The organism is Telluria sp. ZT3P26 (assembly GCF_059686035.1).
This window is the reverse complement of record NZ_JCASII010000004.1, coordinates 571,716-587,811: the sequence shown is the minus strand read 5'-3', so window position 1 is coordinate 587,811 and position 16,096 is coordinate 571,716. Positions and strand designations below refer to the sequence as shown.

Below are 16,096 nucleotides of genomic sequence, written 5' to 3'. Positions count from 1 at the left end.
TATTCCGAATTTCTCAAACACGATTACCCTTCAACTGTTTTCAACAGGCTTAACCAATAATAAGCGCTTATCAAAAACATAAAGGGAGCGACACTATCTTACCTTTTTTTTGTCCAAGTGGAAACTCAGCGTTGACCTTTTCCCGCCCTGCGCACAACACCCTGCTCCACCCTTTAAATGCGTGCAATTGTCGATGAAATCAGGCACGAATTGAGCATGGGCAAATTCAGGTAAACTGCTGCAATCATGATGTTGGCCGCCATTAGCGTAACCCGGGAACTTGAAACAAGGTCGCCGCTTTCGTACGCGCTTTTTTTCAAAACAAATTAATGCATACATTTACCGATTCCCCAGGCCGCGACGACATCGCTGCGGCGCTTACAACTGGCAGCATCACTTTTCTCGATTGCATGCTCGACGCTGCCGACCTGTCGCGGCTCGACCTGCGCGGCAGCAGTTTCATCAATTGCAGCATTGCCGAAACCTCGTTCTACGCCGCCAAGCTGGCGCAGACGACGTGGCAACGCTGCCGCGGCCGGCAAGCCGATTTCGAGGCGGCCGACCTGACCGATGCACAGTTCCAGAGCTGCGACCTGAACAACAGCAGCTGGCGCCGCGCGCGCCTGGCCTCGCTGACCTTCAGGGGGTGCAAGCTGACGGGGGCGAATTTCGAGGAAAGCGCGCACCTGGGCTTGACCTTCGAAGAGTGTTTGCTGATCGGCGCCGACCTGCGCCGCATGTCGTTTCGCAAGTCGACCTTGAAGGCGCTCGATTTTTCCGATGCCGACCTGGCTGCCTGCGACTTTCGCGACACCGTATTCGAGGGCGGCAGCCTGCGCAATGCCAGCCTGAAGCAGGCGCGCTTCGATAACGCCGACCTGCGTGAAGCGGATCTGTCGGGCCTGACGCTGGCCGACGTCAAGCTGTTCCAGGGCGCCTGGATCACGCCGCGCCAGGCGGCTGAGCTGATCAGCGAGCTGGAGTTGCGCGTGGCATGAGCTGCGCGGCTTTGTAACAAGGCGGAGACAATCCGGGCGAACCGGCAGCGCTGTGCGACAATTCGTCGGTTTTCTACCAGTAATGAGAGTCACTGCAGCTGACGGCCCCGTTGGTTGCGCCAGTGGCGGCTCGCCGCCCCGCCATGCCAGACCACAGCGCCGTTCCCGAAATCTCCCGCCTGACCGCTGAAAAGCGCCCCGCCGTCCGCAATGCCGTGCTGTTCGTGATTGGGTTGTGCCTGCTGCTGCTGGCGATCCAGATTTCGGACAGCTGGCGCGCGCGCAAGGAACGCCTGGCCGAGGTCGCCGTGGCCACTGCCAATATGTCGCACGCGCTGGCGGCGCAGGGGGAAAGCGCGGTGCGCGTGGTCGATACCGTGCTTGCCGGCGTGGTCGAACGCGTGGAAACCGATGGCATCGACAATGGTCAGGCGCGCACCCGGCTGCAGTTGCATCTGAAGAATATGGCGTCGCAGGTCGACGAGCTGCACGTCCTGTTCGTGTTCGCCGCCGACGGGCGCTGGGTGATGACGTCACAAGACCGCACGCCGCAGTACAACAACGCCGACCGCGAATACTTCCAGTTTCACCTGAAAAACCCGGATCGCGGTGTGCACGTGGGCAAACCCGTGCGCAGCCGGTCGACCGGCGACTGGGTACTGCCGGTGTCACGCCGACTCAATCATCCTGACGGCACCTTCGCCGGTGTGGCGCTGGGCACCATCCGCATCGCGTATTTTTCGACGTTGTACGAAAGTTTCGACGTCGGCCGCGCCGGCGTGGTCATGCTCACGCTCGACGATGGCACGATGGTCTACCGCCTGCCGCACAGCGAGTCGCTGATCGGCACCAGCGTCAGCAACGGGCCCATCCAGCAGATGTACATCAGCCAGGGGCCGATCGGCAGCGGCATGCGCCGCTCGAAGATCGACGGTATCGAGCGACTCTACAGTTACCGCCACCTGGACACCTATCCATTGATTGTCGCGACTGCGCAATCGAAGCAGGAAATCCTTGAAAAATGGCTGCAGTCGATGCTCACGCAAGCGGCGATCACGTTTGTCGCCATCGTGCTGCTGCTGGGTTTTGGCTGGCGCCTGGTGCGCCAGATCATGATTCGCGACCACCTGCAGCATGAACTGGTGGGCGCGCGCGAACAGTTGCAGGAGCATAACCGGGCGCTGACCGTGCTGGCCGACCACGACGGCCTGACCGGCATCGCCAACCGGCGCCGCTTCGAGACGGTACTGGCCAAGGAAACCGCGCGCGCTGCGCGCAGCAGGCTGCCGCTGTCGATCGTCATCCTCGACGTCGATCATTTCAAGCGCTTCAACGATACCTATGGCCACGTGGCCGGCGACGCCTGCCTGCGCCAGGTGGCGGCAGCGCTGCGCGACAGCCTGGTGCGCCCGGCCGATCTGGCGGCGCGCTACGGCGGGGAAGAATTCGTGGCGCTGCTGCCCGATACCGACCCGGCCGGCGCCCGGATGGTCGCCGAGCGCATCCGCTGCGCCGTGATGGCGCTGCAGATCGCGCATGCCGGCAATGACACCGGCATCGTGACGATCAGCGCGGGCGTCTACACGTCGGTCGCGGCCGTCACTAGCGGAGAAGGCGTGGCCGTTGCCACCAACACCTTGATTGAACGTGCCGACGCCCGGCTTTACCGGGCGAAGATGTCAGGCCGTAATCAGGTGTGCGGCAGCGACGACACGGCGGTGTGATCAAGCCGTGGCGCACCGCCGCCTTGCACATCTGAATCAATAACGGTTCGGATTGTTCGGACGGTTGTCGTGGCGGTTCGGGACGCCGTCGCGGTCACGGTCGCCGCGGGCACTCTGGCGCCAGCCGCCGCGGTCGAGGTGCCAGCCATTACGGTCCTGACGCCACTGTGCGCGCTGGTAAGCGTAGCCAGGACGCACTTTTTCCCAGTGGCCCGCCACCCAGTCGTGGCGGCGACCGTTCCAGTTCCAGTAACCCGGCACCCAGTCGAAACCACGGCGCGCGTTCGGCACGGCTTCGCGGCGCGGCGCTGGCGGCGCTTTCTTGATGATGATGACGTCGGCGCGCTGATGGTGCGGCTGCGCCTGCACTGGTGCGAAAGCCGAGGTGCCGATCAGGAGCGCGGCAGCGGCGGCGGTAGCGGTCGAGAGGAAGGTTTTCATGGTGTGCTCCGTTTCGGTGTCTGTTTGTATGACCCCACTATAGCGGGCACATGCGACAAAAAACGGGATTGAACCAAGTCATTACAGTAGTAACATATGGCAACAATCTTGTAACAACCAAGATTATTCGGGGCGGGGGATACAACGTGGAACAGCGTACTGCGGGGTGGTGAAACAACGCAGCCGGCACGGGGTGCCGGCTGCGCTAAAGGGGGCGTGGATCAGTCCAGCTTGAAGGCGTAGTCGATCTTGGTCCAGGTCTGTGCTGGTGCGCCATCCTTGGTGCCCGGCTTGAACTTGCACGAGGTCAGGCCCTTGACCAGCGCGCGGTCCAGGTTCTTGAAGCCGCTCGACTTGTCGATCTTCGATTCGGTCACGGTACCGTCCGCGGTGACCAGGAACGACGCGGTCGTCGTGCCCTGCTCTTCATTCATCAGCGACGCCTTCGGGTACTCGATGCTGCATTTCTTTGGATCGAACTGGGCAGCGGTTTCAGCGGCGAAGCTCGCGCCGGCAGCGGCGGTCAGGGTCAGTGCAACGAACAGTTTGGCGGACAGGTTTTTCATGATTTTCCCCACTTAAGGTTTTTGAATTGGAACGGCAATGGTCTTGGTATGCGCCGCACGGCGGGCCGGCGCTGGTCAACTACTTAAATCAGAACTCTTCCCACTCGTCGGCGCTGGCGGTGGCGCTGACGGCGGCTTTCTTCGGCTTCGGCGTTGCAACTGCCTCGTCCGCTTTTTTCGGTGCGGCAGGTGCTGCGGCCGGCTTCTTCAGTGCCGGTGGCGCCGGGCGCTTGACAACCGGACGCGTCACCACGGCAGTGGTGGTCACGACCGGCGCCGCTGCCGGGGCCTGGGATGGGACGTGGTGCTCTTCGCCCTCTTCCAGCTTGAAGATGCTGACCACGCGGGCCAGTTCGCCTGCCTGATCCTGCAGACTCTGGGCGGCTGCAGCGGCTTGCTCCACCAGCGCAGCGTTCTGTTGCGTCATGCTGTCCATCTCGATGATCGACGTGTTGACCTGGGCGATGCCGGCGCTCTGCTCGGCGCTGGCGTTGGCGATCTCGCTCATGATGTCGGTCACGCGCTTGACGCTCGAGACCACTTCGTCCATCGTCACGCCGGCCTGGCCGACCAGCTTGCTGCCGCGCTCGACCTTCTCGACCGAGTCGCCGATCAGCGTCTTGATTTCTTTTGCTGCGGCTGCCGAACGCTGCGCCAGGTTGCGCACTTCGGAGGCGACGACCGCGAAACCACGGCCCTGTTCACCGGCACGTGCCGCTTCGACTGCCGCGTTCAGCGCCAGGATGTTGGTCTGGAAAGCGATGCCATCGATGACGCCGATGATGTCCGAGATCTTGTTGGCCGATGTATTGATCTCGCCCATCGTGCCAACCACCTGCGACACCACATCGCCACCCTTGCGGGCCACGTCCGACGCGGTTGCCGCCAGTGAATTGGCTTCGCGGGCACTGTCGGCGTTCTGTTTCACGGTCGCGGTCAGCTGCTCCATCGCCGAGGCCGTCTTTTCCAGCGAGCTTGCCTGCAGTTCGGTACGCGACGACAGGTCGATATTGCCGGCAGCGATTTCACGCGAGGCGGTGCCGATGGTTTCCGTACCGCGACGCACTTGCTCGACGATACCAACCAGGCTGTTGCGCATTTCCTTCATCTCGACCAGCAGGCTGCCGCGGTCCGATGCTTTCGTGTCGATGGCGATCGACAGGTCGCCGTGGGCGATGCTGCCGGCGATCTTCGCGGTGTAGGCTGGCTCGCCGCCGAGCTGCTTGAGCAGGCTGCGGGTGATGGCCACGGCAGCGACGATACCCATGACGACCGCCAGCACCAGCAGGATCAGCATGAAGTTACGGGCATTGGCGAACGCGGTTTCAGCGTCGGCCTTGCTTTGTGCATTCTGTTTGTCTTCGAGGGCCGACAATGCGTTCAGGGCGTCGGTCCACTTGCGCTGCACGGGACGCACTTCGCGGATCATCACGCGGGTGGCGTCCATCGCGTTCGCAGCCAGATACAGTTCGGTCGCGCGGGCAATGGCGGGCATCGCGGTCGCTTCGTGCTCCTTGATCTGGTTCAGCAGCGTTTTTTCCTGGCCGTTGGCATACGTTGCGAACAACGCGGCCAGCTTGGCCTGCGCTGCATCGTACTTGGCGGTCTGTTCCTTGAATTTGACGATTTCCGGTTCCATGTCGGCCGGGTCGGTCATCAAGGTCAGCACGCGCAGGGAAGCAAGACGGTCGCTGACGTTGTTGCGCATCTCGACCACCAGACCGGTCGATACATTACTGACGCTGACCACGTGGTCCAGACGATCCTGGATCTGCGCCATGCGCAGGATACCGACGACCGCCACTGCGACCAGCAGTACCAGAACCAATGCAAAACCGAGGGCCAGACGGGTGCCGACCTTCATGTTGTTCAAATTCATTCGTGTTTTCCCTGTAACTTATTGATCAAAACTCGTTCGGTTGAGATCGCGTCCCGCGATACGCCGCACGATGCGCAAGTGAAATCTTTGTTTCCTACAGTTTTCAGCTATTTCATGAAGGATAAATCAAGACTTCTTCAATAAGCGTGAAAATCTATTTCTCGAATGAATTGTTTCAGCGTAACAACACCGTTGATATCGCTTAAGAAACAGAACAAGTGGGCATTATGGAACTGAGGTTGCCTATCGGCAAGCAAAATTGGTTGACCATGATTGTTTCTACAAGGAAATGTCTCGATTTGTCGACAGACGAAAAAAAAGCGTGCCGAAGCACGCTTCTTGTCAGCGAAATCGTGGTTACGCGGTGGCCGGCATCCGTGCGGCGGCGGCCAGCAACAGGCGGGCGTCGCCCAGCGCCAGCTGCTTCGAGTCCGACAGCGTCTGGCGGAAAGCGCGTGCGCCTGGCAAGCCCTGCATCAGCCCCAGCATGTGGCGCGTGATGCTGTTCAGTTTCAGGCCCAGCGGACCGTACTGGCGCAGCTGCGCGTCGATGTACGGAATCATCGCCTGCAGCACGTCGATCCGCGTGCGCAGCGCGCCGGGCGCGTCGTAAAAACGGGCATCCCAGTCAGCCATCGTCCACGGGTTGTGATACGCCTCGCGCCCGAGCATGACGCCATCGACATGCTGCAGGTGCAGCGCGATTTCGTCGTCGCTCTTGATGCCGCCGTTGATGATGATTTCCAGGTCCGGAAACTCGCGTTTGAGTTCATAGGCCACCGCATAGCGCAGCGGCGGGATCTCGCGGTTTTCCTTTGGTGACAGGCCTTTCAGGATCGCGTTGCGGGCGTGCACGATGAACGTCTTGCAACCGGCGTCGGCGACGGTGCCGATGAAGTCGCGCACGAAGCCGTATTCTTCATTATGGTCGATGCCGATGCGGTGCTTGACGGTGACGTCGACCGAGACGGCATCGCGCATCGCCTTGACGCAGTCGGCCACCAGTTGCGGCTCGTTCATCAGGCAGGCGCCAAACGACCCCTTCTGGACGCGCTCGGAGGGGCAGCCGCAGTTCAGGTTGATCTCGTCGTAACCCCACTGCTCGCCCAGCCTGGCGCTCTTGGCCAGATCGCCCGGGTCGCTGCCGCCCAGTTGCAGGGCGACAGGATGCTCGATATCGTCGAAGCGCAGATGACGCTCGGCGTCGCCGTAGACCAGCGCGCCGGTGTTGACCATCTCGGTGTAGAGCCAGGTATGGCGGGTGATCTGCCGGTGGAAGACGCGGCAGTGGCGGTCGGTCCAGTCCATCATCGGGGCGACACTCAGGCGCCGCCCGCCGTATTTAGTTGCTGTCATTGCGATTCATGCTTGTTTGCGCCCACCCCGCCCTGCGCGACGCTCGTTACGCAGAGTTGGGATAGCCTCGATCAGGAAGAAGGAAGAAATTCGTTTGCCGGGAGACGCACGGCGACAATTGAACCGTGCATTCTATCGCATCCCGCCACCCGGGGGATAGGTGCACCGGGCGATCCGGGTCTGGGCCTGGTGCCCTGCAGACGCCCCTCGGCGACGAGCGCGCCGATGACCTTACATCATCAGCTGCAGAAACGCGCCACTGAAATCAACCGCCTTCTCCAGCACCAGATCGGCACAATACGCGCCGTCGAACTTGACCTGCTTCTGGACGATGGCAGACAGCGCGCCGTCACCGGCATAGCCAGACGCCGACAGCACGCACTCCCATTGCTCTCCGGCTTTTTTTACCGTCGTGATCGCAAGGGAACGGTCACTGATTTCAAAGGTTATAAGTTTCATCACATGTTCGCAGAATATGTGCAGAACTATATCCTAGAGCAACAGAATGCACGCGATTCAGTTACCGCAAAACAACGGCACGAACAAAAATTGTTCCGAATCCTGTGCTCCGTCCGGGCACTGCCGACAAGATCAGGGCCTGCCTGCATTCGTCATGCAGTCAGGCCCTCGAACAACAACGTGGTACGACTTAGAAGTCGACCTGCGCCGACAGCAGCACCGTGCGCGGCGCGGCTGCCGTGCCAACGGTCGCCAGCGTGCTGCTCGACAACCAGTAGCGCTTGTTGGCGGCGTTCTCAACGCTGGCGCGCAGGACGACCGGCTTGCCCATCAGCTCGGTGCGATAGCGCGCGCCGAGGTCGAAGCGCGTCCACGACGAGATGTATACGGTATTGGTGACGTTCTGTGCCAGCTCGGCCGTGTGGATGGCGCGGGCATTGAGGCTCAGGCCGCTAATCCATGGCAAATCCCAGTCGATGCCGGCGTTGAATGCATTCTTCGGCACGCCCGTCGCTTTCTTGCCTTCGTTGATGCCGCCGGCAGTGCGCTGCTGCTTGGCGTTGTAGAACGTGGCGCTCGTCATCAGGCGCACGCCCGGTGCGGCTTCGCCGACGGCCGACAGTTCCAGGCCGCGATTGCGCTGCGTGCCGTCCAGGCTGTAGACCGTCGTCAGCGGATCGGTGATCGCGTTCGGGCGGTCGATCTGGAACACGGCTGCGCCGAGCAGCACGCGGCCGGTATCGATTTTCGTGCCCATTTCGTATTGCTTGGACTTGAACGGGGCGAACACTTCACCGGCGTTCGCAGCCGTCGGCGGGGCCACGCTGCCGCGGCTCAGGCCCGACGTGAAGTTGGCGTACAGCGACACGTTTTCCATTGGCATGACGACGAGGCCTGCCAGCGGCGACACGGCACTTTCGCTGTACGAGCCCGTCACCGCGCCGCTTGGCGCCAGGTTGTCCAGCGACACCTTTTGCTTGCGCAAGCCGCCAGTCAACATGACGCGGCCGTCCAGGAAGGTCAGCGTGTCGGTCAGCGAGACGCTCGACAGCTCGGTTTCCGAGGTCTTGGTCGGTGCCAGGCGGTTGCCCGTCATCGGCGTGATCGCCACCGGATTGTAGATATTCGACAGTTGAGACGAGCTGGCCGGCGCTGTCAGGTAGAAGCTGCCCGCCTCGCTGTCCAGGCGCGAGACCGAGGCGGTGATGAAGTGCTTGATGCCGGCCGTATCCAGGCTCAGGCGGGCGCCGACTTCGCCGGTCTTGCTGCGCGCATAGGCGTCGTACCAGGCGTTGGTCAGGCGGAAGTTGCCGGCAGCATCGACCCCGTTCAGGGCGCGCGCTGTCGGGAAATCCTGCTCGCTGGCGCCATAGTGGTAGCCGGCCGTCGCGTAGACCATCAACGCGTTCGACACATCGTATTCGAGGCGCGAGGCAATCGTCGCATCGCGGAACTCGAGGTCGGCGCCGCGGTACACGGCGCGGTGACCCGACGGTGGTGCCGGGATTGACGTGATGTCGGGCCGGAAGCTGTTCTGCGCGCGGAAGTTGTCGGTCTTTTCTTTCTGGCCATAGCTGTCCAGGGTCCAGCGCAGCTTGGGCGAGCGGTAATCGAGCGCGATCGCGGCCAGGCCGACGTCCTGCTTGCCGTCGTCGATATTGGTGTCGCCGCCACGGATCACGCCATTGACGCGCACGCCCCAGGCACCGCCCTCGCCAAAGCGGCGGCCGACATCGACCTGGGTGCCAAACAGCGCCTGGCTTTCATAGGTGGCCGTGACACGCGTCAGTGGCTGGTCGCCGGCGCGCTTGGTCACGATATTGATATTGCCGCCGACGCTGCCGTTCGGGCTGATGCCGTACATCAGCGTGCCTGGGCCCTTGAGCACTTCGACGCGCTCCATGATGGCGGCCGGCATGCGGTTCGACGACGACAGGCCGTACAGGCCGTTCAGGCCGACGTCGCCGCTGGTGACATTGAAGCCCCGGATCTGGAAGTCTTCAGAAAATCCCCCGGTCGACGTCATCACGCGCACCGACGCTTCGTTGACGACCACGTCGGCCAGCGTGCGCACCTGCTGGTCTTCGAGCATCTGCGACGTGTAGTTGGTGGTGGAAAACGGCGTCTTCATGATGTCCGCCTCGCCCAGCACGCCCAGGCCGCCACTGCGGCCGATCTGGCCGCCTGCGTAGGCGGGATCGGCTTGCATCTTCGCACCGGTGATGACGACCTGTTCGACCGGGGCGCTGGCGCCCTCCTGCGCCTGTGCGCCGAGCGGGAAGAGGAGGACGGGGGCTGTTGCGACGATGCCGAGGGCGCTCTTGATGCGACGCGTCAATTCCGATTGCGCAGGGAGTGCGGCGCCGAATGGTGCGCAGCTACGTTCGAGGGTCATAAGAAAAATTTGAAGACAGGAAAAAGACGATTCTAACATTGAATGATAATTATTATCATCACCATTCTCATCTATCCATCTCGAATCCGTAGTCTGCCTGCGTGATCTGGCATTCAGGTGACGGCTTGTTGCTGGCTGGCGACCAATCGGCGCGCCGCCCTCTGCTCGGCGGCGACTACAATGGCCATTGTTACCACGCATCCGTCTTTCTCATGACACGCTGCACACGAATCCGGCCATCCGTATTGTTCTTACAGGGCGTTCCTGCATGGTGATGGCCACGCCCACGGCATCTGCGCCGTCGGCGAACGACGCCGCCCCGCCGCCGTCTGCCTTCGGGCCGATGCGCGCGCCGGTGTTTCGCATGCTGTGGCTGACCTGGCTCATCGCCAACACCTGCATGTGGATGAACGACGTCGCCGCCGCCTGGATGATGACGTCGCTGACGACCGCGCCGATCTGGGTTGCGCTGGTGCAGACGGCGTCGATGCTGCCTGTTTTCCTGCTCGGCTTGCCCAGCGGCGCGCTGGCCGATATCCTCGACCGCCGCCGCTATTTCATCATCACGCAGTTCTGGGTCGCGCTCGTGGCCACCATCCTGTGCGCGGTGATCCTGGCCGATGCCATCACGCCGCCGGTGCTGCTGGCGCTAACCTTCGCCAATGGCATTGGCCTGGCCATGCGCTGGCCCGTGTTCTCGGCCATCGTGCCCGAGCTTGTGCCGCGCGCACAGCTGCCGGCGGCGCTGGCGCTCAACGGCGTGGCGATGAACGCCTCGCGCATCGCCGGGCCGCTCGCGGCCGGCGCCATTATTGCGAGCCTGGGCAGCGCCTGGGTGTTTGTGCTCAATGCGGTACTGTCGGTCATTTCAGGGTTTGTGATCATGCGCTGGCGGCGCACGCACGTCCCAAGTCCGTTGGGGCGCGAGCGCATCGGCGGGGCCATGCGCGTCGGCCTGCAGTTTGCCCGGCATTCGACCCGCGTGAAGGCGGTGCTGGTGCGGGTAGCGGCATCGTTTTTCCACTCTACTGCACTGATGGCGCTGCTACCGCTGGTGGCGCGCGCCCAAGGCGGCGGCGGTGCGGCCGTGTTTACGCTGCTGCTGGCGTGCATGGGCGGTGGCGCGATCAGCGCGGTGGTATTCCTGCCGCGCATGCGCCAGACGTACAGCCGCGACACGCTCGTCATGGGCAGCACGGTGCTATCAGCAACAACGATCGTGGTGGCGGCGATCAGCACCAACGTGGTCCTGACGTCGTGCGCGATGTGGCTGTCGGGAATGGCCTTCATCGTGTCGGCCAATTCCCTGAGCGTGTCGATGCAGATGGCCCTGCCTGACTGGGTAAGGGCGCGTGGTATGTCGATCTATCAGATGGCCCTGATGGGCGCGAGCGCGACGGGCGCGGCGGTCTGGGGCCAGGTGGCGACCCTCGACAGCGTGCAGCACAGTTTGCTCTATGCGGCGGGCAGCAGCGTGATTGTGATGGCACTCGTGCTGCGGCTGATCCAGGACCGCGAGCTGCTTGAAGACATGACGCCGTCGTCGGCATTGAAAGCCCTGGCCCCTTCCCTCTCACCGCTGCAGGACGGCGGACGCCTCGTGCTGACGGTCGAATACCGGATCGACCCGGCCCGCACGGAAGCGTTTATGGCACTGATGGAACTGAGCCGGCGCGCACGCCTGCGCCAGGGCGCGCTGAGCTGGACCCTGCTGCGCGACGTGAGCGATCCGGGGCTGTTCACCGAGCAGATCATCGATCCTTCTTGGACCGAGCACCTGCGCCGGTTCGACCGGGCGACGGCGGGCGACGCAGCGCTGCGCGAGCGCAAACTGGCGTTTCATCTGGGGCCGGATGGGCCGGTCATTACGCGGCGGCTGGTCGCGCGGTGATGAAACCATCGACGTAACTGGGCCGCGGTGCCCCGGGGGCATCGCCGCTGCCACGCATCGAACACGCTATTGCTGACCCATCAGTTTGGCCGCCCAACCAGGCAAGCGGTTGAAGAAACAGTGCAGACCTGTGTTGAAACTGCCGAACTCAAGGCCGTGAAGATTCGCCAGCTCGACCAGACTTTTTTTGGAGAACAGGCTGATATGCCCGTTTCGTGGCGATGCATACCACCAGTTGAGGCGACCTTTTGACTGGATGTGGTCATCTGACAGCAGCGTGGAAAAGATGACCACGCACTCTTCATCCATCAGACTGGTCAGGTTCGACATCAAGTCGCGCACGTCCGGCACATGCTCGAACACTTCGAAGGCAGTGATCAGGTTGAATTTTCCCAGCGATGAGAGCGCCAGATCGTTACTAGGGAACGGGTCAAACGTCCTCGAGTCCCAGCCGAGCTCGCCGAGCTTGGCGCTCAGCAAACCATTACCTCCACCATAATCGAGGTGCCTTATGACACCTCTCTGGTCGTTAAACAATTTGCCAACAAAATCCGCATTCGAGAGGGGGCGCTTGCTGATGTAATCCGGATCGACGTTGATGTAGTCGTCGTTGTATATCTGCGACGAGAATCGCTCACTCGGCCAGCGTTGGAACTCTGCAGCAAAAGTGAATCCACAACTGATGCAACGGTGATAATAAATCGGTATCCCGGTCAGTGGAAGGTGTGCTCCCCAAGACTCGCTGCAACTCTTGTTGAGATCAACCACGTCGTATATCAATGCGGTTTTTTCACATACTGGACAAGTGCATTCGATGCTGGTTGCCTGTTGACTTGGGGTGACGATATCCATGAAATTTCCGGTAGTGGCAAAGTGTGATTGAGCGTGATGATGCTACCCCGCTACACTACACCAAGCCGTATATTTCCATGAAGAAAACCTTTGCGCATGAGGTTGACCTGCACATACCTTGACTTTCCACACGTGATCGCCAAAAATACCATGAGGAATTCTTTATGTCCAAAAATAAATTTATTATATTGTTATTCATTTTTACACAAGAATACCCGTTAACCAACCAAGATTAGCTCAATGAAAAACTCCGTTTCGCGCCCCGTTGCATTCACGCTGGTCTCAACCAATCATGGTAGTTTGCTGGTGAACCGCCACGATTACCGCGCTGTACCTGACGGCGCCTATGGCGTCGGATACCAGCTTCTCGAAACGTCATCGTTTGACCATGAAGAAGTCGACACCGCGCTGCAATTGCTTGCCTCGCGCCGGAAGAATTTTGGCGATGGCGTGGTGGCGATCGATTGTGGCGCCAACATTGGCGTGCATACGATCGAGTGGGCGCGTGCAATGTATGGATGGGGCGAAGTTATCGCGTTCGAAGCTCAGGAACGGGTGTTTTACGCACTCGCCGGAAACGTGACGATGAACAACTGCTTCAACGCACGGGCAGTATGGGCTGCGGTTGGTGCCGTGGATGGAACGATCAGGGTGCCCGTACCCAACTACTTTTCACCTTCCAGTTTCGGCAGTCTGGAAATAAAAAAGAGCGTGCACAATGAATTCATTGGCCAGCACATCGATTACTCGCAAGAGAAAACCCAGCTGACCGACATGCGGTGTATAGACAGCTACGGGTTGCCCCGCCTCGACTTTATCAAGATCGATATCGAGGGGATGGAAATGGAAGCATTACAAGGCGCCCAAGACACCATCGCGCGCCTGAAACCCCAATTGATGATCGAGAAGATCAAGTCCAATGAAGCTGACATCAGCTCGTTCCTGACTGCCCATGGCTACACAATATTTCCGCTCGGCATCAATATGCTGGCGATCCACGACTCTGACCCTGTGTGCAAGGAAATCAGCGTCGGCTGAGTCTCATGACCGGGCCAGGGTTCCGCTACCTGGCCCGAACCCTGGCCCTGCTCTAGGCATGATAGGTGGACTGGTACCTGGCCTGGAACCTGGCCTGATGCCAGGCCCTATCTTTGGGCCAGCGATTGCAAGTTGGTGTACACTTCTTCGCGCACTTCGCTCCAGTCGTCCAGTACTCGCTGACGATACAGGGTGACGCCAGGATACCAGGGGCTGTCGCGGCGATTGCGCAGCCAGCGCCAGTCGGGGATGGCCGGCAGCAAAATCCAGGTAGGCCGCCCCAGAGCGGCCGCCAGATGGGCAACGCTGGTGTCGACCGATACCACTACGTCCATGAGCTCGCACAGCGCGGCAGTGTCACTGAAATCGTGCAAGTGCTCATTGATCAGAGTGACATCGCCGCGCTCACCAAGCGCTGCGATGTCCCCATCACGCACGTCTTTCATCAACGATATGTATTCGGGTCCAACGGGTAGCATGCGCATGAATTGCGCGAACACGATACTTCGACTCACATCGTTGCCATGCGTGGGATTTCCGCTCCAGACCAGGCCAACCCGCAGCCGCGTTTGCGGCCCCAGGCGCTGCGCCCATGCCTGCATCCGGCCTGTATCCGACCGCAAATAATGGGCTGGTGCGGGAATGTCGTCGAGCTCCATTGCGAGCGCCATTGGCACGCTCATCATTGGGCACCAGTAGTCAAATCTCGGAAGCTGGTCGCCCCGCGCCACCACCGCCCTCACGCCTTCAATCGAGCTTAACACCTCCACCAGCCCACGCTGCACTTCCATGATGACAGTCGCGCCACGCGCCGCCAACAGCGTCGCGAATCGGCTGCACTGAATCGTGTCACCGAATCCCTGCTCTGAACTCAGCAATATCGTCTTCCCGTTCAACGCCTGGCCTCGCCACTGCGGCTGCATGAAATTGCGACTGTCTGCGGAATTCTCGAAGTGTGGCGTCTTCCAGCGCCACTCATGGTCGATCCAGCCCTGCCGGAAATTACCGTGCTCGAGGTGCAGCAGGCTGCGATTCCAATAGGCGCCAGCCATGCGCGGATCACGCGCAATTGCGGCATCGTAGTCTGCCAGCGCACGCGCATAATCACCATAGCCGGCATAGACGGTTCCGCGATTGAGGTAGCTTTCCGAACGCTCATCGTCGAGCTCAATGGCTCTGGTGTAGGTCGCTTCGGCCTCGGCGAAACGCTTCTGGTCGCGCAAGACGTTAGCGAGATTCTGGTACGCACTGACCATGCGCGGTTCGAGCTCAATGGCGCGTTCGTGCGCCGCCAGCGCGTCTTCCAGGCGTTTCACGTCTCTCAGGATGGTTCCGCGTACGTCATGCGCATGGGCATCGTCTTCGAGCAAACGCACTGCCATGTCGGCGCAGCCCAGCGCGGTGTCGAAGTGCTTGAGGGCCCGCAGTACTGCTGCGCAGCTCTTGTAGGCTTCCTGATAGTCGGGCTTGAGCTTGATCGCCTGTTGGCAGTCGGCAAGCGCGTCATCGTAGCGCTTGAGATGATGCAGTACGGTTGAGCGATTGTGGTAAGCCTGGGCAAAGTTCGCGTCGATATCGATGGCGCGGCCATAGCTGGCCAGGGCGTCGTCATGGTCACCGCGCGCATGCTCGGTCACCCCGCGATTGAACCAGGAATCGGGCGAGGCAGGGTCGACGAACAGCGCTGCATTGAAGCTGGCCAGTGCCTCATCGAACCGACGCAGCTCTTTGAGCACATTACCCCGGTTATTGAGCGCATCCAGGCAATGTGGCGTCAACATCAGTACGCGATCATAACTGGCAAGCGCCTGCTCGAATCGCCCCAATTCCCTCAATACGACGCCCCGATTATTCAGCGCTTGCGTATCGTGCGGATTCATGGCCAGCGCCTGCTCATACTCGTGCAACGCTTCTTCGAAACGCCGCAGCGCCTGCAAGGCGTTGCCACGGCTGTAGTGCAGGTCCGCGCTGGCGCCGTCCAGTGCCAGCGCCCGGCCATAGCAGACAAGCGCCAGATCAAATTGTCCTAATTGCTGGTATGCATTGCCCAGGTCGACGTGAATCGCGCCGATCTCGGCATTGATTGCCAGTGCCGAGCGCAGAAAGCCTGCACCTCCTTCGTAACTACCCGTCTCGATGGCAATGATGCCGACGTGATGCAAGGCCCCCACATGACCGGGTGCCATGCGCAGCACTTTTTCGTAAGCTTGCATCGCTTGCGGGAGCAAGTTCTCTCGGTGAAGCGCAACCCCGCCTAAAAACAGTGCATGAACCTGTTCGTTGCGATCGTGTCCGGAGATGCCCACTGGCTCGGGTGACATACTGGTCATGGAAAATACCTTGCTGTAATGGATGGAATGCGTGGTGCTGGCGCCCGCAACATCCATCATATACGGCCACTTAAGTTTCCGTATGACAATTGTGGCACATTCCACTGCGGCACGCAGGCGATGTTGTGCATTGCCTACAGGGAGAGGACGGCATCCGGCAGCCCTGT

At 60.9% G+C, this 16,096-nt stretch carries 12 protein-coding genes; 4 read left to right on the top strand and 8 right to left on the bottom strand.

All coding sequences use genetic code 11. The annotated features are described in order from the left end of the window. Nucleotides 1-329: 329 nt before the first annotated feature. Together AC56LN_RS16260 and AC56LN_RS16255 are read left to right on the top strand one after the other, a co-directional pair. On the top strand, nucleotides 330-998 hold the full coding sequence (locus tag AC56LN_RS16260) for a pentapeptide repeat-containing protein (RefSeq protein ID WP_499573229.1): 669 nt from the start codon (nucleotides 330-332) through the stop codon (nucleotides 996-998). Nucleotides 999-1,141: 143 nt separating this feature from the next. After that, on the top strand, nucleotides 1,142-2,722 hold the full coding sequence (locus tag AC56LN_RS16255; RefSeq protein ID WP_499573227.1) for a sensor domain-containing diguanylate cyclase: 1,581 nt from the start codon (nucleotides 1,142-1,144) through the stop codon (nucleotides 2,720-2,722). A 36-nt stretch (nucleotides 2,723-2,758) separates the two neighbouring features. Here the strand turns inward: AC56LN_RS16255 and AC56LN_RS16250 are convergent, their stop codons facing one another. The 6 genes from AC56LN_RS16250 to AC56LN_RS16225 all read right to left on the bottom strand — a co-directional run bounded on the left by AC56LN_RS16250 (nucleotide 2,759) and on the right by AC56LN_RS16225 (nucleotide 9,818). Further along, nucleotides 2,759-3,163 carry a YXWGXW repeat-containing protein gene (locus tag AC56LN_RS16250; RefSeq protein WP_499573225.1) on the bottom strand — a complete coding sequence of 135 codons (405 nt, stop codon included), beginning with the start codon at nucleotides 3,161-3,163 and terminating at the stop codon, nucleotides 2,759-2,761. 221 nt (nucleotides 3,164-3,384) lie between these two features. Then, the gene (locus AC56LN_RS16245; RefSeq protein WP_482897717.1) at nucleotides 3,385-3,729 is read right to left on the bottom strand and encodes an energy transducer TonB; all 345 of its coding nucleotides are present in this window, start codon (nucleotides 3,727-3,729) and stop codon (nucleotides 3,385-3,387) included. A gap of 88 nt (nucleotides 3,730-3,817) precedes the next feature. Next, nucleotides 3,818-5,608, bottom strand: a complete 1,791-nt coding sequence (locus tag AC56LN_RS16240) for a methyl-accepting chemotaxis protein (protein WP_499573223.1) — start codon at nucleotides 5,606-5,608, stop codon at nucleotides 3,818-3,820. Nucleotides 5,609-5,965: 357 nt separating this feature from the next. After that, nucleotides 5,966-6,964 carry a tRNA dihydrouridine(20/20a) synthase DusA gene (gene dusA / locus AC56LN_RS16235; protein WP_499573221.1) on the bottom strand — a complete coding sequence of 333 codons (999 nt, stop codon included), beginning with the start codon at nucleotides 6,962-6,964 and terminating at the stop codon, nucleotides 5,966-5,968. 231 nt (nucleotides 6,965-7,195) lie between these two features. Then, a complete protein-coding gene (locus tag AC56LN_RS16230) occupies nucleotides 7,196-7,423 on the bottom strand; it encodes a hypothetical protein (protein WP_499573219.1) in 228 nt (75 codons plus the stop codon). 190 nt (nucleotides 7,424-7,613) lie between these two features. Continuing rightward, entirely contained in the window at nucleotides 7,614-9,818 is a 2,205-nt protein-coding gene (locus AC56LN_RS16225; RefSeq protein ID WP_499573217.1) for a TonB-dependent receptor, read from the bottom strand. A gap of 268 nt (nucleotides 9,819-10,086) precedes the next feature. On the opposite strand from AC56LN_RS16225, the gene AC56LN_RS16220 reads away from it, so the two are divergent. Continuing rightward, nucleotides 10,087-11,709 (top strand): MFS transporter, encoded by a 1,623-nt coding sequence (locus tag AC56LN_RS16220; protein ID WP_499573215.1) that lies wholly within the window; start codon nucleotides 10,087-10,089, stop codon nucleotides 11,707-11,709. A gap of 66 nt (nucleotides 11,710-11,775) precedes the next feature. On the opposite strand, the gene AC56LN_RS16215 is transcribed toward AC56LN_RS16220, so the two are convergent. Next, the gene (locus AC56LN_RS16215; RefSeq protein WP_499573214.1) at nucleotides 11,776-12,561 is read right to left on the bottom strand and encodes a class I SAM-dependent methyltransferase; all 786 of its coding nucleotides are present in this window, start codon (nucleotides 12,559-12,561) and stop codon (nucleotides 11,776-11,778) included. Between the two features lie 240 nt (nucleotides 12,562-12,801). Between AC56LN_RS16215 and AC56LN_RS16210 the strand changes: the two genes are divergently transcribed. After that, a complete protein-coding gene (locus tag AC56LN_RS16210; RefSeq protein ID WP_499573212.1) occupies nucleotides 12,802-13,599 on the top strand; it encodes an FkbM family methyltransferase in 798 nt (265 codons plus the stop codon). Nucleotides 13,600-13,706: 107 nt separating this feature from the next. On the opposite strand, the gene AC56LN_RS16205 is transcribed toward AC56LN_RS16210, so the two are convergent. Continuing rightward, a complete protein-coding gene (locus AC56LN_RS16205; RefSeq protein WP_499573210.1) occupies nucleotides 13,707-15,989 on the bottom strand; it encodes a tetratricopeptide repeat protein in 2,283 nt (760 codons plus the stop codon). Nucleotides 15,990-16,096 lie beyond the last annotated feature (107 nt).